Source organism: Sphingomonas humi (genome assembly GCF_039536725.1).
GTDB classification, from domain to species: domain Bacteria; phylum Pseudomonadota; class Alphaproteobacteria; order Sphingomonadales; family Sphingomonadaceae; genus Sphingomicrobium; species Sphingomicrobium humi.
Map to the genome: position 1 here is coordinate 251,624 of NZ_BAAAZD010000001.1, position 24,064 is coordinate 275,687.

General features: G+C 66.3%; 21 protein-coding genes and 1 tRNA gene. 4 read left to right on the forward strand and 18 right to left on the reverse strand.

Features of this window, described 5'->3' with window-relative positions; genetic code table 11:
* Positions 1 to 121 precede the first annotated feature (121 nt).
* Positions 122 to 2,785, reverse strand: a complete 2,664-nt coding sequence (locus tag ABD729_RS01135; RefSeq protein ID WP_344708322.1) for a tetratricopeptide repeat protein — start codon at positions 2,783 to 2,785, stop codon at positions 122 to 124.
* Between the two features lie 246 nt (positions 2,786 to 3,031).
* On the opposite strand from ABD729_RS01135, the gene ABD729_RS01140 reads away from it, so the two are divergent.
* Positions 3,032 to 5,062: a calcium-binding protein gene (locus ABD729_RS01140; protein ID WP_344708323.1), complete on the forward strand. Its 2,031-nt coding sequence runs from the start codon at positions 3,032 to 3,034 to the stop codon at positions 5,060 to 5,062.
* Positions 5,063 to 5,101: 39 nt separating this feature from the next.
* Here ABD729_RS01140 and ppk2 read toward each other — a convergent pair whose 3' ends face one another.
* From ppk2 to ku, 3 genes are all read right to left on the reverse strand, one after another.
* The gene (gene ppk2 / locus ABD729_RS01145; RefSeq protein ID WP_344708324.1) at positions 5,102 to 5,881 is read right to left on the reverse strand and encodes a polyphosphate kinase 2; all 780 of its coding nucleotides are present in this window, start codon (positions 5,879 to 5,881) and stop codon (positions 5,102 to 5,104) included.
* Positions 5,882 to 5,978: 97 nt separating this feature from the next.
* Positions 5,979 to 8,513, reverse strand: a complete 2,535-nt coding sequence (gene ligD, locus ABD729_RS01150; RefSeq protein ID WP_344708325.1) for a DNA ligase D — start codon at positions 8,511 to 8,513, stop codon at positions 5,979 to 5,981.
* Between the two features lie 6 nt (positions 8,514 to 8,519).
* A complete protein-coding gene (ku, locus tag ABD729_RS01155) occupies positions 8,520 to 9,416 on the reverse strand; it encodes a non-homologous end joining protein Ku (protein WP_344708326.1) in 897 nt (298 codons plus the stop codon).
* A 74-nt stretch (positions 9,417 to 9,490) separates the two neighbouring features.
* Between ku and ABD729_RS01160 the strand changes: the two genes are divergently transcribed.
* The gene (locus tag ABD729_RS01160) at positions 9,491 to 9,820 is read left to right on the forward strand and encodes a hypothetical protein (RefSeq protein WP_344708327.1); all 330 of its coding nucleotides are present in this window, start codon (positions 9,491 to 9,493) and stop codon (positions 9,818 to 9,820) included.
* Here ABD729_RS01160 and phoB read toward each other — a convergent pair.
* From phoB to ABD729_RS01230, 14 genes are all read right to left on the reverse strand, one after another.
* The gene (gene phoB / locus ABD729_RS01165; RefSeq protein WP_344708328.1) at positions 9,817 to 10,509 is read right to left on the reverse strand and encodes a phosphate regulon transcriptional regulator PhoB; all 693 of its coding nucleotides are present in this window, start codon (positions 10,507 to 10,509) and stop codon (positions 9,817 to 9,819) included. The genes ABD729_RS01160 and phoB overlap by 4 nt on opposite strands.
* Positions 10,509 to 11,204, reverse strand: coding sequence for a phosphate signaling complex protein PhoU (gene phoU, locus ABD729_RS01170; RefSeq protein ID WP_344708329.1), 696 nt, complete (start codon positions 11,202 to 11,204; stop codon positions 10,509 to 10,511). Before phoU ends, phoB begins: the two co-directional genes overlap by 1 nt.
* 14 nt (positions 11,205 to 11,218) lie before the next feature.
* Positions 11,219 to 11,965, reverse strand: coding sequence for a phosphate ABC transporter ATP-binding protein PstB (gene pstB / locus ABD729_RS01175; RefSeq protein WP_344709608.1), 747 nt, complete (start codon positions 11,963 to 11,965; stop codon positions 11,219 to 11,221).
* Between the two features lie 207 nt (positions 11,966 to 12,172).
* Positions 12,173 to 13,072 (reverse strand): phosphate ABC transporter permease PstA, encoded by a 900-nt coding sequence (gene pstA / locus ABD729_RS01180; RefSeq protein WP_344709609.1) that lies wholly within the window; start codon positions 13,070 to 13,072, stop codon positions 12,173 to 12,175.
* A gap of 25 nt (positions 13,073 to 13,097) precedes the next feature.
* Complete coding sequence (gene pstC / locus ABD729_RS01185) at positions 13,098 to 14,489, reverse strand: phosphate ABC transporter permease subunit PstC (RefSeq protein ID WP_344708330.1); 1,392 nt, start codon at positions 14,487 to 14,489, stop codon at positions 13,098 to 13,100.
* A 24-nt stretch (positions 14,490 to 14,513) separates the two neighbouring features.
* Complete coding sequence (locus tag ABD729_RS01190) at positions 14,514 to 15,545, reverse strand: substrate-binding domain-containing protein (protein ID WP_344708331.1); 1,032 nt, start codon at positions 15,543 to 15,545, stop codon at positions 14,514 to 14,516.
* Positions 15,546 to 15,653: 108 nt separating this feature from the next.
* Positions 15,654 to 16,655 carry a sensor histidine kinase gene (locus tag ABD729_RS01195; protein ID WP_344708332.1) on the reverse strand — a complete coding sequence of 334 codons (1,002 nt, stop codon included), beginning with the start codon at positions 16,653 to 16,655 and terminating at the stop codon, positions 15,654 to 15,656.
* Positions 16,656 to 16,667: 12 nt separating this feature from the next.
* The gene (locus ABD729_RS01200; protein WP_344708333.1) at positions 16,668 to 17,120 is read right to left on the reverse strand and encodes a hypothetical protein; all 453 of its coding nucleotides are present in this window, start codon (positions 17,118 to 17,120) and stop codon (positions 16,668 to 16,670) included.
* Between the two features lie 80 nt (positions 17,121 to 17,200).
* The gene (locus tag ABD729_RS01205; RefSeq protein ID WP_344708334.1) at positions 17,201 to 17,539 is read right to left on the reverse strand and encodes a hypothetical protein; all 339 of its coding nucleotides are present in this window, start codon (positions 17,537 to 17,539) and stop codon (positions 17,201 to 17,203) included.
* 78 nt (positions 17,540 to 17,617) lie between these two features.
* Positions 17,618 to 18,295, reverse strand: a complete 678-nt coding sequence (locus ABD729_RS01210; RefSeq protein WP_344708335.1) for a response regulator transcription factor — start codon at positions 18,293 to 18,295, stop codon at positions 17,618 to 17,620.
* A 177-nt stretch (positions 18,296 to 18,472) separates the two neighbouring features.
* A tRNA-Tyr gene (locus ABD729_RS01215) sits at positions 18,473 to 18,558 on the reverse strand.
* Positions 18,559 to 18,615: 57 nt separating this feature from the next.
* Complete coding sequence (locus ABD729_RS01220; RefSeq protein ID WP_344708336.1) at positions 18,616 to 19,944, reverse strand: hypothetical protein; 1,329 nt, start codon at positions 19,942 to 19,944, stop codon at positions 18,616 to 18,618.
* Positions 19,945 to 20,029: 85 nt separating this feature from the next.
* On the reverse strand, positions 20,030 to 20,722 hold the full coding sequence (locus ABD729_RS01225; RefSeq protein ID WP_344708337.1) for a pirin family protein: 693 nt from the start codon (positions 20,720 to 20,722) through the stop codon (positions 20,030 to 20,032).
* 38 nt (positions 20,723 to 20,760) lie between these two features.
* Positions 20,761 to 21,285, reverse strand: coding sequence for a gamma carbonic anhydrase family protein (locus ABD729_RS01230; protein WP_344708338.1), 525 nt, complete (start codon positions 21,283 to 21,285; stop codon positions 20,761 to 20,763).
* 80 nt (positions 21,286 to 21,365) lie between these two features.
* On the opposite strand from ABD729_RS01230, the gene ABD729_RS01235 reads away from it, so the two are divergent.
* Together ABD729_RS01235 and ABD729_RS01240 are read left to right on the forward strand one after the other, a co-directional pair.
* Positions 21,366 to 23,699, forward strand: a complete 2,334-nt coding sequence (locus ABD729_RS01235; protein WP_344708339.1) for a PAS domain S-box protein — start codon at positions 21,366 to 21,368, stop codon at positions 23,697 to 23,699.
* On the forward strand, positions 23,692 to 24,045 hold the full coding sequence (locus ABD729_RS01240) for a response regulator (protein WP_344708340.1): 354 nt from the start codon (positions 23,692 to 23,694) through the stop codon (positions 24,043 to 24,045). The genes ABD729_RS01235 and ABD729_RS01240 overlap by 8 nt, the downstream gene beginning before the upstream one ends.
* Positions 24,046 to 24,064: the final 19 nt, after the last annotated feature.

The window sequence follows — 24,064 nt, forward strand, 5'->3', positions numbered from 1 at the left end:
GTCGTGATACGGGCGTGATTTCAGCGTTAGCGGAGCGTTAAATACGCACTTTGCCCCAGAGCTGGACGCGATTTGAAACAGGATTTCAGCTTTGGAAGGCGCAGCAAATGCGCTGGGCTAGTTATGCCGGGGCGATTGCCTGTAGCTTCGCGCGTTCGCGCATGATCGTCGTTCGAACCTGCCGGCGGATCGACTCGAAGGCCGGCACGGACCGGAGGTCCTTGAACGCCGGCTCTTCGGCAAGATCGGTCGGCTTGGTCCTCGCTCCCGGGAGCCAGCCGGAATGAACAGCCCTCCCCAGTATCTTCAGCGCCTGACCGCGCTCGCCCTGCGCTGCCTTGATGCTTGCAAGATCGGCCAGGTCCTCGCCGCTCAGCTCGCCCCGGGGGTCGCCGATCTCGCGCTCGGCCGCCCGCAGGATGTAGCGTGCTTCGCCGTCCGACCCCTCGGCCGTGAGCGCCATCGCCAGCGTCGGGGCGAGGCCGGTCAACTGCTGCGTCCGCCGCGTTTCCTCGATGAAACGGTCGGCGTCGCCGAATCCGGCGCGGTAAATGTCGACCAGCCGCCGGGTTTCGCCAGCGTTGAACAGCGCCCTGCTCGCCGCGTGGGAGAAATAGAAGGACATCCAGAATTCGGCGGGGGAAATCGCCTTGCCGTCGACACTCGCGGGCGGCCCGATCTTTCCCCGCAGCAGTGCCGGATACCAGGGCGGGCACTCGACCACCTTGTGCAGCCGCTCGACCAGGTCGAGCCGGCCGAGCGCCTGCACCCACGCCAAGAGCGCCGCGGGCTGCGTCCGACCCGCATTGTCGAGACCGCCGCGCGACAGCTGCACCACCGCCCCCGACAGGTCTCCGCCCGCGAGCGCGCGATACCCGCGCAGCGCCGCCATCACGTCCGCTCCCGCCCCGGCCCTCGCGGCCGTGCCGATTAGGCCGTCGACGATTGCCGGCTTTCGCGTATCGGCCGCGATCTCCGCCATCCCGGTCATCGCCGGCCAGTACAGGGGGTCGAGCCGCACCGCCGCTTCATAGGCCGTCAGCGCTGCAGTCCGATCGTTCTGCCGGGCCAGCGCGTCGCCAAGCCACTTCCACGCCTGGACGTGGCTCGGGTCGAGCCGGACCGCGGTCCGCAGCCGCTGCAGAGCGGCCGCCGTGCCGAGCCCCTCGGTAAGCGCCGCTGCGACATGCGCATCAGCAAGTTCGGGCGCCAGCGTCAGCGCGCGCTGGCTTGCCCGGCGGGCTTCCTCGCGCAGCGCCGTATCGTCGATCACGCCCGAATTGACCCGGTAATCGGCCTCGGCCAGCGCAGCCCAACCCGGCGCGTAATTGGGGTCGCTGGCGACCGCCTTCTGCAGCAGGCGCCGCGCGCGGAGCTGGTCCTCGTCCTTGCCGCTGCCAAGCAGCCCCCGTGCTTCGCTGTACAGCGCAAGCACCGCCGACGTGGTCGTGATGTCGATCGCGCGCCGCCCGCCGTCAGGCGCCAGCCGGCTGCGCAGCTGCCCTTCGATCCCCGCCGAAATGACGCTCTGCCGGTCGAGCGGCGCCGCAAAGGATTCCCGCCACAACAGAAGCCCGTCGCTGGTCCGCGTCAGGTCCACTGTCAGCCTGACCGTTCCGCCCTCGCGCGCGACCGTGCCGGCCAGCACGTAATCTGCCCCCGCCCGGCTCTTCCATTCCCCCGCTGAGAAGCCCGCCTTCGCGCCGGCGTCGGTCGTGACCTGGCCAAGCAGCCGCAGCCCCGTGTTGCGCGAAAGCGCGGTGCGCACGTCGCTCCACAGCCCCGTGCCCAGGAACGGCTGATCGGTAGCGCCGCCTTCGAAGCGCAGCACCGCGACGACGGGCGGGGCGGAAATCGCCGTCTCGGCCGATGGGGCCGACGGGGCCCAGCTTATCGCCCCGACCGCTGCCGCCCCCGCGAGTAGCGCAAGGCCGGGAACCAGCCACGGCCGCCGTCGCCGCGACGCAGCGACTTCCTTGGCCAATTCAGGTACGCGGGTCCCGGCACCGGCCGGCCAGTTTGCCTGCAGGTCGGCATGCGCCCTGCCCGTCGCCGCCGAGGGCGAAGCGCCAAGCTCGGTCTGCAACGCCAGCACCAGCCGCGCCCAGCGTCGGTCGAACGCCTCGCGCTCGCCCGCCTGCTGCTCGAGCCTGAGCTGAAGCCGCGCGACGTCCTCGCGGCACGGGTCCAGCGCCTCGATCGCCGCCAGCAGCTCCCGCGCCGCCCCGACGTCAGCCGCCCAGCCCCGCCGCTCGTAGGCGGAGAGGAGCAGGTCGATGGTCTCCCCCGGCTCACGGCTGCGCAATTGCCGCAGCCACTGGTCGAACTCATTGTCGAGGCCGTCGAGATCATCGACCAGGCGCCCCGCAAACCGGTCGGCACCAAGCGCGGCGGTCAGTCCCTCGAGGTCGCCGCTCTCGGCCTTCTCGCGGATCAGCAGCAGGTCGAGCGCCAGCCGCCCCGGCTCGACCACGATGAATTCCCCGTCGGCGCCGATCGGACAGCCATGGCCGCCCCAGTCGAGCTGCCTCAGCTCATGCAGGCACTGCCGCAGGCTGGCCCGCGCCTGGTCGCCGCCGCGGTCGCTCCACAGCAAGGCGGCAACGCTTTCGCGCGACACGCGCGCGCCCGACGCGGTGAGGAACAACAGCAAGGCGCGGGTCTTGCGGCCGCGGACGGGGATGACCGCCCCGTCAGGCGCGCGCAGGCAGAACCGGGCGAGCGTCCCCACCTCGAAGCGGTGGCCCTGCCCCCCGCCACTTGCCCGAACCTTCTCCTGCAGCAATCGCAAGGTCTCCCGAGAAGGACGGAAACATGCCTTTAAATCGCATAATCGTCCACCGCCCCGGCGGCGCTGACCGATGCTAGGACAGCGGAACTAGCTTCGCCATTAAAGTGCGTTAAACTTTTACGGAATAAATCGCGATTGAACCGGGATTTGCCGTGTGCTTTCTTGCGCCGGTCGCCTCACCGGCGGCGTGTAGGGGGCAGTATAGTGGCGCGTTTAACTCTCACCACACCTGGCGAGGATGTGACGATCGGCGGCGACGTCGTGGTCGTCGGGACGACATCCGGCGGTGAGGTCATCACGATATTGTACGGCAATGTCGTTCTCGATCCTTCCTTCAACACGGGTGGCGACACCATCCGATTGCCGTTCAATGCGGCCGACATCTCCGTCAGGAGATCGGGTGCCCAAGTCACCTTCGAAGGGGCGGGCCTAAAGGTCTCCCTTCCCGCGGGTTCTGTCGGGACGGACATATCGTTCAACGACGCCGTGAGGATCCTGTCGGTCGATTCTTCCTCGGGCCTAGTGAAGCTGGGCTACCAGACCATTACGTCGGTGGCCGATGCGGTTGAGCCCGCGGGCCCGCCCCCAACGATCGTCGGCACCGAAGTTGCCAATACGATAAAGGGTACGGTCGGAAACGATGTCATCTACGGCCTTGGCGGCAACGATTCCATCGACGGCGGTGCCGGAAACGACATCATCCGAGGCGGCCTTGGCGACGACACGCTAACCGGGTCGCTCGGCAACGACGAGATTTACGGCGGGCCGGGCGCCGACCGGATCAGCGATTCCGAAGGCGACAGTGCGTTTCTCGACGGCGGCGCCGACAACGACAACATCGTAGCCGTCAATTTCGCGGGCACCGACTTCCGCATCTTCAGCGGAGACGGAAACGACTACATCGGCGTCGCCTTTGGAGCCTCCGGCTCGGCGATGATCGACGCTGGTCCCGGCGCAGACCGGGTCATGATGTCAACTCAGGGCCTGGCGATCTCGCTGTCCCTCGGTTCCGGTTCCGACGAATTGGTCCTTCCTGAGAACGCCCTCGGAACGGGAAATTTCGGCGTCATCACCGTCAAGGATTTCGATGTCGGCACCGCCGGCGACCGGATCGATTTCGTCTATGCCTTGTCGAGCTATCTCACCAACTGGGACCAGATCACCAACCCCTTCGTGTCGGGACATTTGAAGCTGATCGACCGAGGCTCGGCCGCCGTGCTTCAGGTGGATCGCGACGGATCGTCCTCGGCCTACGGCTTCAAGGACCTGCTCGTCTTCGAAAGCGACACCAAAGCCTCCTTCACCAAGGAAAATTTCGGCGGCTACGATCCGCAAGGGTCGCAGCCTCCTTCCACCAATATCTTCGGCACCGAGGGTCCCGATACGATTAAAGGATCGGTCGGAAACGACATCATTGATGGCCTTGGCGGGAACGACTCCATCGATGGCGGTGCCGGGAACGACATCATCCGCGGTGGTCTCGGGAATGACACACTGACCGGATCGCTTGGCAACGACGAGATTTACGGTGGACCGGGGGCTGACCGGCTCAGCGATTACGACGGGAACAGCGCCCTTCTCGATGGCGGAGCCGACACCGATAACATCGTGGTCGTCAACTTCGCGGGTACGGACTTCCGTATCTCCGGCGGCGACGGTGACGATTACATCGGGGTCGCTTTTGGAATGTCAGGCTCGGCAACGATCGACGCCGGCACGGGCACCGATCGGGTAATGATGTCGACCCAGGGCCTGGCAATCTCGCTGTCCCTCGGCTCGGGTTCCGACGACCTGGTCCTCCCTGAAAACGCCCTCGGGACGGGGACATTCGGCGTCATCACCGTTAAAGATTTCGAAGTCGGCCCGATCGGCGACCGGATCGATTTCGTCTACGCCTTGTCTAGCTACCTAACCAACTGGGACCAGATCACCAACCCGTTCGTGTCGGGGCATTTGAAGCTGATCGACCGAGGCTCGGCCACGGTTCTCCAAGTGGATCGCGACGGATCGTCCTCGGCCTACGGCTTCAAGGATCTGCTCGTCTTCGAAGGCGACGCAAAGGCCTCCTTCACCAAGGAGAATTTCGGCGGATACGATCCGCAAGGGTTGCCGCCTGCTGCAGCTATGGCGACGGCGTTCTCGAATGCTTCCCTCGGTGCCAGCGAGGAAGCGTCTCGGATCGAATCTGCCGCAACGTCGACGCCGGCGCTGTTCGTCGTGGGCGCTATCGAGCCACAATTTAGCTGGAACCTGCTCGCACTGGGATCGTAGCCGAAATTGGCTGCCCCGATCGGCGCATGACCGCTTCGGTCAGGCCTGCGTGAACGACCTAATCGGGTTCAAGTCGTCAAACTTCTCCTCCAGCGGCTCGTGGCCGAGCGGGCTCAGCGCTGCCGGATGCTGCTCCGCCGCGATATCGGGAAGCCGGTCGAGGAGATCGCGGATCAGGGTCAGGCGGCCCCGGCGCTGATCGTTGAAGTCGACCAGCGTCCAAGGCGCATGCTTGCTGTGGGATGCCTTCAGCATCGCGTCGCGCGCTTCGGTATAGGCGGCGTAATGCTTGCGCGCCGCCTCGTCGATCGGCGACAGCTTCCACTGTTTCAGGGGATCGACCAGCCGCTCGCCGAAGCGCTTTTCCTGTTCGGCCTGGTCGCACGTCAGCCAATATTTGAAGAGCAGGATGCCGTCCTCGACAAGCATCTTCTCGAACCGGGGGACCGCGTCGAGGAAGGCATCGACCTGCTCGGCGGTGGCGAAGCCCATCACCTTCTCGACGCCCGCGCGATTGTACCAGCTGCGGTCGAACAGCGCGATCTCGCCCTTGCCGGGAAGATGAGCGACATAACGCTGGAAATACCATTGTCCGGCTTCCGCCTCGGTCGGCTTGGGAAGCGCAACGATCCGGCACTGGCGCGGATTGAGGTTCTCGGCGACGGCCTTGATCGCCCCGCCCTTGCCGGCCGTGTCGCGCCCTTCGAAGATGACGAGGATGCGCTGCCCGGTGCTCGCCGCCCATTGCGCCATGGCGACCAGCTCGACCTGCAGCGGTGCTGCAAGCTCCTCATAATCCTTGCGCTTCAAGCGATCCATTCCTGCGCCCTCCACCGGCCACCGATTGCCGATCCGTCCGGCCTGGTCGCCAAAGGTAGCTGAAGCCCGTTCGCCTGCAATGGCGCGCCGGCTGCCGTTAGGCTTCAGGCAACGCCTGCTTGGCCTGTCCCCAGCCCTTCAGACCCCGGCCCGCCGCCCGCTCCAGCAACTTTGCCGCATCACGAATGGTGAAGGCATTGGCCGCCTCGAGCCCGTCCAGTTCCTCCCACGATACCGGTGCCGCGACCGGTGCGCCTTCGCGGGCGCGCGCCGAATAGGGCATCACCGCGGTGCTCCCACGCTGGTTGCGCAGCCAGTCGAGGAAGATGCGGCCGGTGCGCTGGTTCTTGCGGATATTGGCGGTGAAGGTCTCCGGCTCCGCCTCGGCGATCGCGCGGCTGAAGCGTTCGGCAAAGCTCTTCACCGCCGGCCATTCGCGGCTCTGGTCCAACGGCGCGATGACGTGGATGCCCTTGCCCCCTGACAGCAGCGGAAAGGTCTCGAGGCCGAGGTCCGCCAGCAGTTCGCGCAGCCGCACCGCCGCGACCTTGACCTTGTCGAACCCCAGCCCCTCGTCGGGGTCGAGGTCGAACACGAGCCGGTCGGGCTTTTCCAGCGGATCGATCCGGCTCCCCCAGCCATGAAACTCGATGGTGTTCATCTGGACGCATTCGAGCATCCCGGCGATCTCCTCGACGTAGAGATAATCCTCCTCGGTCGTGCCGGCGCCTTCGGTCACCGGAATGTGGAGCACATGCGCGCCCATCGACCCGGTATCATGCTTCTGGAAGAAGCATTTCTTGGCCCTCCCCGACGGACAGCGGATCAGGGTCATGGGCCGCCGCGCGAGGTCGATCATCATGAGGTCGCCGACCGCCGCATAATAATCGGCCAATTCGCCCTTGGTCAGTCCGTCCTCGGGGAAGATCACCTTGTCCGGGCTCGTCAACCGAAGCTTGAAGTCGGCGGCGGTGCGCAGCGGCGCGGCCTTCGCGCCCTTCTTCGCCTTCGCCTCGGGCACGTGGGTCGGCGTTTCGAGCACTACCTGCTTCGCGCCCTTGTCCTCACGAAGGCCAAGGAAGCTCGGGTGCCGCAGCACGCCGTCGCTGGTGAATTCGGTATAGGCAATCTCGGCCACCAGTTCGGGCGTGATCCAGGTCGATCCCCGAAGCGCCGTCCGCGGCACGTCGAGCGCCGGCTTGTCCAGTTTGAGCGGCGCCATCCGCTCGGACAGGCTCTCCAGCGTCGCCGTGTCGAACCCGGTCCCGACCTTGCCGACGTAATGCAGCGCGCCGTTCTCGTTGACGCCGAGGTGAAGCGATCGAAAGCCCCGCCTCTTGTCGCTCGCCTGCCAGCCGACGATCACGAATTCCTGCCGCGCGATGCATTTGACCTTGAGCCAGCATTTGGTCCGAACACCGCGGTAGGGAGCGTCGGCCTTCTTGCTGATGATGCCCTCGCCCCCGTCGGCGCAGATCCTGTCGAACAGTTGCTCGCCCTTGCCAACCACATGGTCGCCATAGATGAGCGGCGCGGACACCCCCTTCATCAAGGCCGCGAGCCGTTGCTTGCGTTCGAGATTGGTGAGCTTGCGGATATCCTCGCCACGGTCGACCAGCAGGTCGAAGGCGTAGAAGGCAAGGTCAGGCCGGTCCTGCCCCTTGCCGCCCTTGATCGTCGATTGCAGCAGGGAGAAGTTCGGCTTGCCGTCGGCATCGAGCGCCACCGCTTCGCCGTCGAGCAGGCATCCGCCCGGCAGGCTCGCCGCCGCTGCCGCCGCCAATTCGGGGAAATAGTCCGACCAGTCCTTGCCGTTGCGGGTCCACGCCACCGCCCCGCCCTCGCCCACGCTGAGCAGCAGCCGGTAGCCGTCATATTTATATTCGTGGATCCACCCGCTGCCCGTCGGCGGGTGGTCGGCAAGGGTCGCCAGCTGCGGCTCGAGGAAAGCGGGCGGCGGAGCGACCTTGCGCTTGGTCCGGCCTCCCTTCTTGCCGCCGCGGTTCGATTCCCAGACATCTTCGCCTGCGGCAATCTCGGCCATGCTCCGGCCAGTCTCGACGCTGGTCAGGCACTGGTCGACCAGTGCGTCGCCTTCGTCCGGCGCGGCGGCCTCGTCGGTTACCTTCTTAAGCATCCACGCCTCGCCTTTTTCCCCCGGTTTGGCCTTCATCCGGAACATGACCCACTCGCCCTTCATCCGCTCGCCTTCGAGCGTGAAGTGCAGATGGCCTTCTTCCAGCGTCTTGCGCGGGTCCTTGTCGGGGTGCGGGATCCAGCGGCCGCGGTCCCACAGCATCACCGTGCCGCCGCCATATTCGCCGGCGGGGATGATGCCCTCGAAGGTGCCATAATCGAGCGGGTGGTCTTCGGTCCGCATCGCCAGCCGATTGACCGCCGGATCCAGGCTCGGCCCCTTCGGCACCGCCCAGCTTTTGAGCACGCCATCAAGCTCCAGCCGGAAGTCCCAGTGCAGCCGGGTGGCGTCGTGTTTCTGGACGACGAAGCTGTCGCCCTTGCCTTTCAGCTTGCGGCCCTTGGGCTCTTTGGTCTTCGCAAAGTCGCGCTTGGCGTTGTAGGTCTCGATATCGAGGCCCCGAATTCCGGAAGCGCGGCGGGCGGCACGGGCCATGGCGGCCTACCTCTTGGCCCCGGCAGCCTTGCGCGGGGTGGCGGGCTTGCGCGGCGCAGCAGCCTTCTTGGCCGCTGCTTTTTTGACCGGAGCCTTGGCCGCGGGATTGTCGTTGCTCTCGCCCAAGCTCTTCTTCAGCGCCGCCATCAGGTCGACGACATTGCTCTTCTTGGGCAGTTCGGTGCTGGCATCCTGAATGACCAGCCCGCCGCCCTTCTTCTTGCGCTTCTCCTCGATCAGGCCGCGCAGTGCATCGACGTAGCGATTGTGAAACTCGCTGGCGTCGAACTTGCCGCTCTTCTTGTCGATCAGCGTCGTCGCCAGTTCGAGCAGGTCGGCATCCGGTTCGACATCGTCGATCTCGCGGAAATAGCTCGACGCCTTGTTGAGCTCGTCCGCATAGCGCAGCGTTTCCATCAGGATCCCGCGCCCGCAGGGCTTCAGCGCAACGACATATTCCTGGCCGCGCATCGCCAGTTGCCCAATCCCCACCTTGCGGGCCCGGCGCAATGCCTCGCGCAGCACGATGAACGCTTCTTCGGCAAGGTCGTCGGCCGGCACCACGAAATAGGGCTTGTCGTAGTAGAGCGCGTCGATCTCATCCGCATCGACGAATTGTGCCAGTTCCAGCGTCTTGCGGCTTTCGAGCTTCACGCTCTCGATCTCCTCGGGTTCGAGCAGGACATATTCGCCCTTCGACACCTCGAAGCCCTTGACGATGTCGTCAGCGTTCACCGGTCCGACACCGGGCGCGACCTTTTCATATTTGATCCGCTTGCCGGTCGGCTCGTGGATCTGGTGAAAGGAAATGCTCGCGCCCGATTTGGACGCGGGGAAGATCTCCACCGGGATGGAGACAAGGGCGAGGCGGATCTGTCCGCGCCAGCTGGGACGAGCGGCCATGTCACAAGGCTCCTGAAGATCGTTACAGGCGTGAATCGCTTGGGGGAGCGGCACGGTTCCGTTAGGATGCCGTCATGGCCAACGCCGGGATCAACGCCGCCCTGATCGCAGTCGCCTCGCAACAGCAGCATGACAGTGACGACCTGACCAAGCAGCTGCGCGCAAAAGGGGCGACCAGCGTCCGAACGGCGGCATCGATCGACCTCTCGGCCAGCGGTGCGGCAGCGACCCTGCGCTCGCTGGTCAAGCAGGGCTATGTTCGTGACGCTGGTGGCGGACCATACTGGCTCGACGAAGAGCATGTCGTCCGGGCCCAGGCGGCTGTGGGACGCTTCTTCCTGATCCTGCTCGCCTTCCTGATCAGCCTCGGCGCAAGCCTCTGGGCGATCAACGTCAGCAGCTAGGCGATGGCTTCCGCGTCCAGCGCATAGCCCGCGCTGCGAACCGTCCGGACCAGGTCAGGCTCGCCGATCGCCATGCGCAGACGGCGGATATGCACGTCGACGGTGCGCAGTTCGATGTCCTCGCTGTGCGGCCAGACCGTTTCCAGCAATTGCTGGCGCGAGAAGACCCTTCCGGGGTTCTCCAGGAAGTGGCGGAGCAGGCGATATTCGGTCGGGCCGAGCGAAATGGTCTTGCCGTCGCGGCGGACCCGGTGCGCGACAAGGTCCATCTCGAGGCCGGCATAGTCGAGCGTCTGCGCCGCCAGCGCCGGGCGCACGCGGCGAAGGACCGCGGCTGCCCGTGCGACCAGTTCCTTGGGGCTGAACGGCTTGGTGATGTAGTCGTCGGCGCCGGTTTCCAGCCCGCGGACGCGATCGTCCTCCTCGCCGCGCGCGGTCAGCATCAGGATCGGCAGGTTGGCGGTGGTCTGCCGCCGCCGCAGCCGCCGGCATACCTCAATGCCGCTGATGCCTTCGATCATCCAGTCGAGGATCATCAGATCGGGACTGACCTCGTCGGCAAGGATCAGCGCTTCCTCTCCATCCCCGGTACGGGTGACCCGATAGCCCTCCCGCTCGAAGTGGAAGGTGATGAGTTCGGCCAGCGAACGGTCGTCCTCGACCAGCAGCAGCTGCGCCTGCCGGGCCATCAGCGGCTCAACCCTTCCGCGCCCTTGACCCGGTCGGCCATGTGCTGCCCGGTCGCGGCGTAATAGACCATCTCGGCGATGTTGGTCGCATGGTCGCCCACGCGCTCCAGGTTCTTGGCGACGAACAGGAGGTGCGCCGACTGGCCGATGATATGGGGGTTTTCCATCATGTGCGTCAGCAGGGTGCGAAAGATGCTGTCGTAGAAATCGTCCACCGCCTTGTCCCGCTGGCATACCCGCACCGCGGCGTCGGCATCGCGCTGGACAAAGGCGTTCAGCACGTCGTGAACCATGCCGACCGCGATCCGCGCCATTTCGGGCAGCAGTGACAGCGGCTCGATCTTCCCGGCGTCCTCCAAGAGGGGCACGCGCTTGGCGATGTTCTTGGCATAATCGCCGATCCGCTCGACCACGCCGGAAATCTTGAGCGCCGCGACCACGTCGCGCAGATCACCCGCCATCGGCGCACGAAGCGCGATCAGCTGGATGACGCGCCGTTCGGTCTCGACTTCCAGCGCGTCGATGCGCTTGTCGTCCTCGATCACCCGCAGCGCGGCGTCGCCGTCGCGCTCGGAAAGGCAGCGCATCGCCTCGATGATCGCATGCTCGGCCCGCCCGCCCATCTCGGTGATGAGCGCGCGCAGCCGGTCGAGATCCTCGTCGAACGCTTTGAGCGTATGTCCCTGGGAAGCCACGATGTCAGTCTCCCTCAGCCGTACCGGCCGGTGATGTAGTCCTGGGTGCGCTGCTCGCGCGGGTTGGTGAAGATCTCCTTGGTCTTGCCGTATTCGATCAGTTCACCGAGGTGGAAAAAGGCGGTCCGCTGGCTGACTCGCGCCGCCTGCTGCATGTTGTGGGTGACGATGGCGATCGCATAACGGCCGCGCAGCTCGTGGATCAGTTCTTCGATCTTGGCGGTCGCGATCGGGTCGAGCGCCGAGCAGGGCTCGTCCATCAGGATGACTTCGGGATCGACCGCGATGGCGCGGGCGATGCACAGGCGCTGCTGCTGCCCGCCCGACAGCGCGGTGCCGCTCTCGTCGAGCCGGTCCTTGACCTCGTCCCACAGGCCCGCACGGCGCAGGCTCTTCTCGACGATCCCGGCAAGTTCGTCCTTGCCATCCGCCAGCCCGTGGATGCGCGGCCCGTAGGCGACATTCTCGAAGATCGACTTCGGGAAAGGATTGGGCTTCTGGAACACCATCCCGACCCGGGCGCGGAGCTGCACCACGTCCATGTCGGGCGAGGTGATGTCTTCGCCGTCGAGCGTGATAATCCCGGTCACCCGCGCCCCCGCGATGGTGTCGTTCATCCGGTTGAGGCAGCGCAGGAAGGTCGACTTGCCGCAGCCCGACGGGCCGATGAAGGCGGTGACCTTGTCGTCGTGCACCTCGATCGAGACGCCCTTCAGCGCTTCCTTTTCGCCGTAATAGACGCGCACGTCCTCGGCCCGCATCTTGGGCGTGGTCGCGACATCGGCCTCGCCCGGGACGATCGTCCGCGCCGGCTCGGCCGGTACCGGCATCGGCGCCTGGACTTCGGGCCTGAGGTCGGGCGTGAGGACGTCCTTCTCCTCCGCCTCCCGCGCGATCGCGGTCGACGGGAAGGGCACCGCCGAATTGGTGAGGATGGGTTCTTTCTCGTCGTTCATGGTCAGGCGGCCTTACCAGCGGCGCTCGAAGCGGTTGCGAAGATAGATGGCGAGGCCGTTCATCAACAGCATGAACAGCAGGAGGACAATGATCGCCGCGCTGGTCTTCTCGACGAAGGCGCGGTCGACCTCGTCCGACCACAGGAAGATCTGCACCGGCAGCACCGTCGCCGGATCGACCAGGCTGCCCGGCGGCGTGGCGATGAAGGCGCGCATGCCGATCATCAGCAGCGGCGCGGTCTCGCCCAGCGCGCGGGCCATGCCGATGATCGTGCCGGTGAGAATGCCGGGCAGCGCCAGCGGCAGGACGTGGTGGAACACCACCTGCATCTTGGACGCGCCGACGCCCAGCGCCGCGTCACGGATCGACGGCGGCACCGCCTTGATCGCGTTGCGACCGGCGATGACGATGACGGGCATGGTCATCAGCGCCAGCGTCAGCCCGCCGACCAGCGCCGCCGAACGCGGCAGCTGCATGGTGTTGAGGAAGACGGCAAGGCCGAGCAGGCCGAAGATGATCGAGGGCACCGCGGCGAGATTGTTGATGCTGACCTCGATGAAGTCGTTCCAGCGGTTCCGCTTGGCGAACTCCTCGAGGTAGACCGCCGCCAGCACGCCGACTGGAAACGCCAGCGCCATCGTCACGAGGATGGTCAGGAACGACCCCTTGAGTGCGCCCCACACGCCGACCTGCGAAGGGTCGGTCGCATCGCTCGCGGTCAGGAACGTCGCGCTGAACCCGCCGAGGCCGCGCAGCGTCATGGTGATCAGCAGGAAGGCGAGGAAGGCAAGGCTGACCAGGATCGCGGCAAGGCCCAGCGCCTTGAACCGGCGCTCGGCGGCGTAGCGGCGCTTGACCCGCCGGGTCATCGCCTCGCTTGCCCAGCGGCTCGCCACTGCAGTGCTCCCCATGCCCCCGGCATGGCTGCGCGCTTCGTTATTCATAGGCTTCCCGGTACCTGCGGACGACTCGCAGCGCGATGAGGTTGAGGGCGAGCGTCACCAGGAACAGCACCAGGCCGAGCGCGAAGGCGGCCAGTGTCTTGGGGCTGTTGAACTCCTGGTCGCCGGTCAGCAGCTGGACGATCTGGGTGGTGACGGTGGTCACGCTGTTGAACGGGTTGGCGGTAAGGTTGGCGGAAAGGCCAGCGGCCATCACCACGATCATGGTTTCGCCGATCGCGCGGCTGACCGCTAGTAGGACGCCGCCGACCACGCCCGGAAGCGCGGCGGGAAGGATCACCTTGCGGATGGTTTCGGACCGGGTGGCGCCCATCGCCAGGCTTCCGTCGCGCATCGCTTGCGGCACCGCCGCGATGCTGTCGTCCGCCATCGAACTGACGAACGGAATGATCATCACGCCCATCACCAGACCGGCGGCAAGCGCGCTCTCGCTCGAGGCCGAGCTGATCCCCAGGCCGAGCCCGAGGTCACGGACGAGCGGCGCGACGGTCAGCGCAGCGAAATAGCCGTATACCACCGTCGGCACACCGGCGAGAATCTCGAGCAATGGCTTCAGCACCTTGCGCAACTTGCCGGGCGCATATTGCGTCAGGAAAATCGCGCTCATCAGCCCAAGCGGAATGGCGACGATCATCGCGATCACCGCGCCGATGAAGATGGTCCCCCAGAACAAGGGGATCGATCCGAACGCCCCCGACGAACCCGCCTGATCTGCGCGGATCGCCACCTGCGGCGACCAGCTGGTGCCGAACAGGAAGTCGCTTGCCGGCACCATCTGGAAGAAGCGGACCGTCTCGAACAACAGCGACAGAACGATCCCGAAGGTGGTCAGGATCGCGATCAGCGAGGCCGCGACGAGGAGGCCCATCAGCCATTTCTCGACACCTGCCCTCGCCCGCAGTTGCACTCCGATCCGCGACCAGGCCCAGCCGGCGCCCGCCAGCGCGAGGAGAAGCGCTGCACCGGTCCCGATCAGGCCATAGCGCGCGCTCGCGTCCCGGTAGATCGGAACCAGCGCCTGCGCCGCCGGATTGAAGGCGATGTCGGAGGACCCGCTCGCGACCGCACGTGCTTCCTCGAGAATCGAATCGCGCGCGAGGTCGAAGTCGGGAAGCTGCTGCCCCGCCGGGCTCGCCAGCACCGCCTCGTTGATCAGCCCCTGCTGGATCGGCGCCCAGCAGGCGAGGAACAGCAGGGCCGGAATGGCCGCCCACAGCAGGGCATAGGCGCCATGGTAGACGGGCAGGCTGTTGAGCCGCTGCCGGCCCTCTCCGGCCGTGCGCAGCGCAGCCGCCCGCCCGCGCGCAAGCACGAAGGCGGCGGCGGCCACGCCGAGCACGAGGAGAAGGCCAAGAGCGAGGCTCATGAGCTTGTGATCGCCCGCTTGCGTTTACTTGAGCGTCGAAGCGTCGAGCGGGGTCAGGCCGGTCGCAACCGCATTGGCCTTCTCGATATCCGCACCGACGAACGGCACCAGGCCGCGCTTCTCGAGCAGTCCGCCCTTGCTCCATGCCTTGGCATATTCGGCAAGGAAGCCCTTGATCGCCGGCTTCACCGCCGCATGCTCGCCCTTCACGTAGATGTAGAGCTTGCGCGCGCCCGGATAGCTTAGGCCCTGGATGGTGGCTTCGGTGGGGAGAACGCCGTTGATCTCGACCGGGCGGATCTTGTCGGCATTCTGTTCGAGGTAGCTGTAGCCGAGAACGCCAACGGTGCCGGGATCGGCTTCGACCTTCTGCACCAGCAGATTGTCATTTTCGCCGGCTTCGACGAACACGCCGTCTTCGCGGACCTTGGTGCACAGGTCCTTGTGCTTGGCCTCGTCGCTCTGCTTGAGCTCCTTCATCGCCGGGTCGCTTTCGCAGCCCTTGGTCAGCATCAGCTCGGCAAAGCTGTCGCGGGTTCCGCTGGTCGGCGGCGGCCCGAGGACGCGGATCTTGATGGCGGGAAGCGCCGGATTGACGTCCTTCCAGGTCTGCGCCTTGTTCGGGCCCTTGCCGTAGGGATTGGCGGCGACTGCGGCATAAATGTCGGCCAGCGTGACCTTGAGCGGTTCGGCCTTGTTCGATTCGATGAGCGTCAGGCCATCGATGCCGATCGGCACTTCGATCACCTGCTTCGCGCCAGCCGCGGCGCAGGCGTCATATTCGCTTTTCTTCATCTGGCGCGACGCGTTGACCATGTCCGGGAATTTCTGTCCGACGCCTTCGCAGAACAGCTTGATGCCCGAACCCGTGCCGGTCGATTCGACGATCACGCTGGTGCCCGCATTGGCCTTCTGAAAGGCTTCGGCAACGGCGGTGGTAAAGGGATAGACCGTCGACGAACCGACAATCTTCAATTGCGAGGCCGAGTTGCTCGAACCCCCGCCACATGCGCTCACCGCCGCCACCAGCGGCAGTGCCAGCCAGAACTTGCTCATCGTCTCATGTCTCCCGCGGGCTGATCCGCCCTTTGCCCGGCGCCTTTGCCCCGCCGTCACGCCGCCCATGTGACCGCGAGGTTACAAGCTGATGACACGGCCTTCGGATCAGGCGCGCGGAATCCGGACTTCGACCTCGGTGCCCTCGCCCGGCTGGCTGCGAATGGCGAGCAGCCCACGGTGGCGCTCGACGATTTGCGCGACGATGGCGAGGCCAAGACCGGTGCCGCCGCTGTCCCGGCTGCGCGCGGCATCGACGCGGTAGAATCGCTCGGTCAGCCTGGGCAGGTGTCTGGCATCGACCCCGTCCCCCCAGTCGCGCACCGTCAGCCGGCACCACTCCCCGTCGCTCGCCACCGTGACAAGGACCCGGCCGTCCTCACCTTTGCAGCCATAGCGGACCGCGTTGCCGATCAGATTGTCGAGCAACTGCCTGAGCTGGGCATGATCGCCGCTGACATTCCCCGCCTCCTCCTCGATCGCCGTTTCGATAGCGCAGGATCGGCTCTCGGCAAGCGGTCCCGCGGCGGTAACGGCCTCGCGGACGAGGTCTCCCAGCGCGACCTTGCCCCGCGGCACGCTGAATCGGTCGGCCTCGATGCGCGACAGGCTCATCAGGTCGCGGATGATGACCATCATCCTCTTGGCCTGGTCGTGGATCTGCGCACCAAAACGCCGTCGCAGCCCCTCGGGCAGCGGAGCCTCGTCGGCCAGCGTTTCCGAGAAACCGAGCACCGCGGCCAGCGGCGTGCGCAGTTCGTGGCTGGCGTTGGCGACGAAATCGACCTGCGCCTTTTCGGCTGCCCGGCGCGCCGAGCGATCGACCAGGCGAACTAGCAGCAGCTCGTCCTCGAGGGCCGTCAGCGTAACCTCGAAACTGCGGTCGACCCCGCCGATGCCGGTGACCTCGAAGCGACCGGCACGGCCGCCGAGGATGGCGTCGAGCGCCTGTGGTTGGCGGATCGCGAAGCGGATGTCCTGGCCGACCAGCCGCGGCCCGAGCAAGGCGAAGGCGGCGCGATTGGCGGCGACCGTCCGTTGGCGCGCGACCAGAAGCGCGGGCTCCTCGAGGGCGTCGAGAAGCGCCAGGACGAGTGACGGGACGGACATGCCGCCCGCTGGCTAGGAGATCACCCGTCCCGAGGCAATGTCGGCTTCGGCCCGCCAGCGCTCGACCGTCTGGGTGCGCAGGGTGCCGATCGCGATCAGCAGGAGGATCGGGTAGGACCAGAAGGCCAGCGCGGCCCCGAACACCCTTCCGGCAAGCACCGGGGAGATCAGCATCATCGGGTGGATGGTCGCCGCGGTCAGCTGCAGTCCCGCGACCCATAAAGGCCAGAACCGCTCGGAGCGAAGGGCGATGGCGAGAAAGGCCAGAAACACGCCGAGGTCGATCACGAAGGCGATGGTCCCGAAGCTTGCGAAGCGAACGGCGCGCGGGTCCGCGGTCACCACCGTCAACGCCGTTCCCACCACGCAGACCAGCGCGGCGAGGCGCTCTTCCCTGCGCCCGCGCCAGAAGGCGAGAGCCGCGACCCCGATCAGGAAGGTGAAGTAGAAGGTGACGCGCAGCACCGGTCTAAGCGGCTCCAAAGATCAGGGCGCCGCCGGCTGATGTGCCGGCAGCGCCCCCTTGTGAATAAGTGTTCGGGCCGTCAGGAGACGACCCGCAGTTGTGCGACCTTGTCGGGACACTCCAGGCCGTCGCCGAACGAGACGGTGCGAAGCCCAGGCACCTGCTCCTTGGCGGTGACCAGGGCCGCATGGCACTGCGCCATTCCACCACGTGCGTGGATCAGGCCTTGCAGCGAGACCACTACCTGCTCGAGCGCGTCATGACCGGTGGCGATGCCGACGCCCGCGACGCTGCGCGCCCGGATCATGCGGTTCTGAAGCTCCGCGAGTTCGATCAGGGCCGCCTCGATGCTGTCCTCGACCGCCCGCACCTGGTGGGCCACATCCATTGCCGTCTGTTCGATTACCTGCCTGCGCATGACCTCTCCCTTGCCGTGAAGCACTATCGCTTCCGGAGTCTGGTTCCGACGCTCGCCGTGAGGTTGGGAAGAGGCCGGTCAGGACCGCACAAGCCGGGACAGGCTTTCCAGTCCCGCAAGCAGCATCCCGACCGAGAAACTGGACATGATCGCAACACCCACGACCGCCGCCAGCCTCTGCCCCACGCTCCAGACGTTGCGCGCCTGTTGTGGTGTCGACCATGGTAACAGAGGGGGCCGGGAGCGGAGCGAACTCTGCTCGGTTTCGAGCCGACCCGTCCCGGTCCCCCCTGTGCGATCAGCGTGCCGAATCTGAGAACTGACCGCCCCCTCTGATTGCGGTTGGTCCGGCGCGGCGTCGATGTGCGGCAATTGATGTATCAATCGCTGATATGCAGTCTTGCCAGGCACTTGGCCGGCATCGTCACCGGCATGAGCGGCTTCATGTTCGGCGATGAGGCGTGCCGCCTCGCTGCGGCGGGAGACGCCGAGCGTGCGAATGGCACCACGAACGCGCTGATCGACGGTATGGCTGGAGATGCCGAGCTCGGCAGCGATCTCCTTCGAACTGAGGTGGCGGTTGACCAGGCAGAGCACCTCGAGCTGACCGCGGCTCAACTGAGCGAAGCGATCATGGGCAGATGCACTGCCAACGCCCGAGAAGCTCGGTCCCCCGACCGACTCCTCTTTACCCGCCGACCCGCGACTTGCTTGCGAAGTCGAGATCATTGGCTCCGAATAGCAGGAATCGTTCATAAACGTTAGTGTCAAAGAACAGACACTTCCGGCCAATTGCAATGCAAAAGCGGGATATTTTGACGATTCGTTGGACTGAAAATCGTTAACGCGAACGTAAGCCCACTTTGGTGCGGATTAGCGATTCGGCTGTGCGCTGGTGCCTGGCGACCAGTGGGGCGCGGCTGGGCAAAAAAATGGTGGAGAGGGCTGGATTCGAACCAGCGTACGCTTGCGCGGGCAGATTTACAGTCTGCTGCCTTTAACCACTCGGCCACCTCTCCACGAGGTCAGGCCGGGCGCCAATGCCGCCCGGGCGAGTGCCTGTCAATCAATAGTCGTCAGCGCCGCACCGCTTCGTCGAGCCGGCGGACGGCAAGCCCGAGCGCGCGTCCCTCGCCGTCCGGAAGCAGCAGCGGCGCCAGCCTGTCCGATCCGGGAACGTCGCGGCCGACCAGGAAGGCAGCGCCGGTGCGCCCCTCCCCCGCAGCGGTGCGATAGACGGCGGTAAAGGCGACCACGGGGACGAACAGCGGCCGCCCCTGCGATTCATAAGCCTGGATCGCGGCGCGCGGGAAACGCAGCTCATGGCTGATCCGGGTCTCGGCCAGCGGCGAAAGCTCGGCCATCGCGGCGGCGGCGGCGCACGGCCGCTCGAAGAAGGCCGAAAGCTCGGCACCCTGCTGTTCGCCGGCATTCACCGCGACCGCTTCAAGCGTGATGTCACCGGCCGGCGCCGTTCCGCCGTTGCCGACGATCAGGTCGACCCGGAACAGCGCCTGGTCGGCATCGTACAGGATTTCCCGGACCACGAGGTCGAGTTCGATCCATGCCCGCAGGCGGCGGCTGACTACGCCGCCCGTGACGGCCGGGGCCGGGACGGGCGGCGGCGCTGCAAGCATCGGCGCGGCCGACCGAAGGCGCGTGGTGACCATGCCGGTCGGCAGGTTCGGAGGGGCGGGTTGTGGCTGGCGAGCCGGTGCGGGCCGCGCGGCAGGGGGCGGCGGAGGCGCAGCCGGCTCTGGCGGCAGCGGCAGCGGCGCTGCAGGCGCGGCCGTCACGCGCTCGAATTCGCCCACCCCACCGACGGTCTCGGCCCGGCGGCGCTGCCGAAGCAGCAGGGCAAGACCGACACCGGCCAGCCCGGCCACCAGTGCCCACGGCCACCAGGCCGGGAGGAGCGAGGACGAATCTTCGCTTCCCGCCTGGGTCACTGACACCGGCGGAAGTTGAATCTGGGCAGTCGGCTCAGTGACAGCCGGCTGTCGCTCACTCGACGCGGTCGGCGGGGGCAGCGGCAATGGGCTGGTCGAAATCGTTGGCGCAGGTTGCGCCTCGGTTCTTGCGCGGCGCTCGGTCGGGGGTGTGGCATCGGTGCGCGGTTCGGCCGGTCGCGGGGTCGTCGCCCGCGTCGGCGCGGTGACCGTCGGAACCGTCCTCGCCACGGGCGGTGGTGCGGGCGAGGCACGCGGGGTTTCTGCCGCCGGTGCCGGCGCCGTGCGCGTGCCCGGCAGCGAGAAATCGCGCAATTGCTCGGGACCGACCGTCCCTTCGCGCGGTGGCGGCGCTGGGGCGACGACGTTGGCGGGCGCCGTGCTGGTCTGCGCCAGCGCGGCGCCGGGAACGCCCAGCATCGCGGCGGCAAGGATAAGGAAATGGGTTCGCGTCACGGTCAGGCCGCTACCGGGTCAAAGCTGAAGGAGGGATTGCCCGCCCTTTGGCTCAGACCCGGCGCCGCGGCAAGCGCCGAAGGGGTCAGCGGGCGTCGACTAGCACCAGTTCGGCGTCTGCATCCCCCTCGATCACGAGGCTTTTCTCGTCCGTGATCGCGATCCCGTCGCGGGCCTTCGCCTGGACGCCGTTAACCCGGACCGGGGCCGAAGAGACCAGATACAGGTGGCGCGCCGGATCGGCCTCGAGCGTGATCCGGCTCCCGCCCTGCAGTGTCGCGCCAAGGATCCGCGCATCGGCATTGATGGTCAGCGCGCCGCCTTCCTTGTTGCCACTGGCGAGCAGCTGGAAAGCGCCGTCGCGGGCATCCTTGGGAAAGGGCATGGCCCCCCAGCTCGGCGGTGCATTGGGCCGGTCGGTCTCGATCCAGATCTGGAACAGCGTCGTGTCCTCGTCCTCGAGATTATATTCGGCGTGGACCACTCCGGTCCCGGCGCTCATCACCTGCACGTCGCCGGCACCGGTGCGGCCCATGTTGCCGAGGCTGTCCTGGTGGGTGATCGCGCCCGTCCGGACATAGGTCACGATCTCCATGTCGCGGTGGGGATGCGGCGGAAAGCCGGACTTGCCGGCGATCTTATCGTCGTTCCACACCCTGATCTTGCCCCAGCCCATCCGGGCGGGATCATGATAGTTGGCGAACGAGAAGTGGTGGCGGGCATCGAGCCAGCCATGATCGGCGTGGCCGAGCGAAGCGAAGGGGCGGATGTCTATCATGCAGCCAAGGTGGCGTTACTGAATGCCGCCCTCAAGTGTCAGGCCTGTAACCGCAATTCGGTCGCATATTCGGCGGCTTTCTGCGCATAATGAAGCGCGCTCGCCTCCAGCATCTGCAATTCGGATTCGGTAAGCGCTCGCACCACCCGGGCCGGCGCGCCGACCAGTAGTTGCCCTTCTGCGAACGCCTTGCCTTCAGGCACCAGCGCGCCCGCGCCGACGATGCAGCGCGCGCCGATCACGGCTCCGTTAAGCACACGGGCGCCCATTCCGATCAGCGCCCCGTCGCCGACGGTGCAGCCGTGCAGGATCGCCTGGTGCCCGACCGTGACCCCGCGGCCGATGGTCAGCGGCGCATGCGGATCGCTATGGCAGACGGCGCCATCCTGGATGTTGCTGTTCTCCCCGACGATGATCGGCGTGTTGTCGGCGCGGATCACCGCTCCGAACCATACGCTTGCGCGCGGCCCAAGGCGGACATCGCCGATCAGGTCGGCACTGGGGCTGACCCAGCTTCCCGGCGCGAGTTGCGGACAGGCATTTTTAAGACAGTACAGCGGCATCAGCGCAGGCTAGCGAATTAATCCGCAATCGCAAAAGTCGCTCTTCTCCTGGGGCATTTGCTCCGCTAGCGCCCTTGGCGATGCCTGCGTTTCTAGATGGCGGCGGCAAGTGTGGCGCCCTGATCCGATCGCGTGATTGGTCCGCGACGCTTGGACCGGTTGAAAACTGGTCGCAAAGCCTGAAGGCCGCGACCGGCCTACTGCTGCGTTCGCCCGTGCCCATGGTCATGCTATGGGGCGACGACGGGATCATGCTCTACAACGATCCCTATTCCGAATTCGCAGGCGGCCGTCATCCCGAGCTGCTCGGCAGCAAGGTGCGCGAAGGCTGGCCCGAAGTGGCCGACTTCAACGATCACGTGATGAAGGTCGGTCTCGCAGGGGGCACGCTGTCCTTCGAGGACCAGGAGCTGGTTCTCCACCGTCACGGCCAGCCCGAGCTGGTCGCGATGAACCTCGATTATTCGCCGGTGCTGGGCGACAACGGCCGCCCGGCCGGGGTGCTTGCGGTGGTGATCGAGACGACCTCCCGCCTCGCCGCCGAACGCGCGCTCAAGGCGCGGACGGAACGGCTCGCCTTCTTCGACCACCTGTCCGAGAGCATTCGCACGCTCTCCGATCCGATCGCGATCATGGGCGTCACCGCGCGCCTGCTGGGCGAACATCTGTCTGCTTCGATCGTCGCTTATGCCGACCTTGACGAGAATGAGGATGCCTTCACCATCCGCGGCGACTGGGCAGCGCAGGGATCGGACAGCATCGTCGGTCGCTACAGCCTCGACGCGTTCGGCGACACCGCGGCTTCGGCCCTCCGTGGCGGGCGCGTCCTGGTGATCAACGATGTCATCGCGGAGCTGGGGAAGGAGGGAGGCGCCACCTTCCTGGCGATCGGCATTCAGGCCACCATCTGCATGCCATTCATGCGCGCGGGCAAGCTGGCGGCGATGATGGCAGTGCATCAGGACCAGCCCCGCACCTGGACCGCAGAGGAGAAGGGTCTCGTCACTGAGGCGACCGAGCGCAGCTGGGCGCACATCGTCCGGGTCCGCTCCGAAGCCACCTTGCGTGAAAGCGAGGATCGCTTCCGCAATATCGCCGATGAAACCCCCGTCATGCTGTGGGTGACCGACGAGAGCGGTTACTGCACCTATCTCAACAAGACCTGGTACAGCTTCACCGGCCAGCGGAAGGGCGAGGGCGAAGGCTTTGGCTGGCTGAAGGCGGTCCATGACGATGACCGGCCCGAAGCCGAACGCGCCTTCCTCAAGGCCAACGAAGAGCAGCGCCGCTACGAAGCCGACTTCCGGGTGCGCCGCTCCGATGGCGTCTACCGCTGGTGCATCGATGCCGCCGCACCGCGCTTCGACGGGTCGGGCCGCTTCCTTGGATATGTCGGATCGGTGATCGACGTCGATGAACGCCGCGAAGCGATCGAGCAGGTGCGCCGCAGCGAGGAGCAGCTTCGCGCGGTGATCGACCAGATGCCGGTCGGCGTCGCCATCGCGCGCGTGCCTTCGGGGCAAATCTTCCTCTACAACCAGGCCCTCGAGGAGATGCTCGGGCATCAGGTCCTGTCCGACACGGCGGAAACATACGACCGCTACGGCGGCCTCGACGAAGAGGGCAAGCCGCTCGCGGTCGAGGCTTATCCGCTGTACCGCTCGGTGGCCTATGGCGAAACCGTCACCGACAACGAGATGCTCTACCGCCGCCAGGACGGCAGGCTGATCACCCTGCTCGGCCAGTCCGCGCCGATTGTCGGCGACGACGGCAAGGCCGATATCGCCGTCGTCGCGCTGCAGGACATCAGTGGCCGCAAGCAGGCCGAGGCGCATCAGCAGCTGCTCATCAACGAGCTCAGCCACCGCGCCAAGAACCTGCTGGCGATCATCCAGAGCATCGCGCAGCAGAGCTTCCGCGGCGATGATCCGGTGCCGGCACAGCTCGCCCGGTTCGAAGGCCGCCTCGGAGCGCTCTCGGCGGCGCACGGCATTCTTACCCAGGAACGCTGGGAGGCGGTGCCGCTGCGGCGGCTGATCTGCGACACCTTTACCGCAGTCTGCTCCGATGATGAGCGCGTGGACCTCGACGGGCCGGACCTTTTGCTGCCGCCCAAGGTTGCAGTCAGCATCGCCATGGCCATTCACGAACTTGCCACCAATGCCACCAAATATGGCAGCCTCAGCAATGATGCGGGCAAGGTCGCCATTCGCTGGCGGACCGACGATGGTCGCCTCAGGCTGGAATGGAAGGAAAGTGGCGGGCCGCCCGTCGCAAACCCGACCCGGCGCGGGTTCGGCACCCGGATGATCGAGCGCGGGCTGGCAGCCGAACTCGGCGGGGACGTCCGCATCCACTATGACAGCGATGGTGTCCGTTGCAGCGTCGATGCCCCCACCCCCCACCATGACTGACGCACCGCGCCGCGTTCTGTTGGTGGAAGACGAGCCGATGATCGCCTTCGCGCTCGAGGATATGGTCATCGAGCTCGGCTACGAAGTGGTTGGCCCCGCCTACCGCTTGCCCGATGCGCTGGAGCTTGCCGGCCGCGAACAGTTCGAAGCGGCGGTGCTCGACGTCAACCTCAACGAGCAATTGAGCTTTCCCGTCGCCGACCTGCTCGCAAGCCTGGGCATCCCCTTTGTGTTCGCTACCGGTTATGCCGAGGGGGGCGTGGGCTGGAGTGGCCAGGCCCCGGTGATCGCCAAGCCCTATGGCCGCGAACAGCTTGCAAGGGTGCTTGCGACACTGCTGCCCTGACCGACGCCGGCGCCGACCC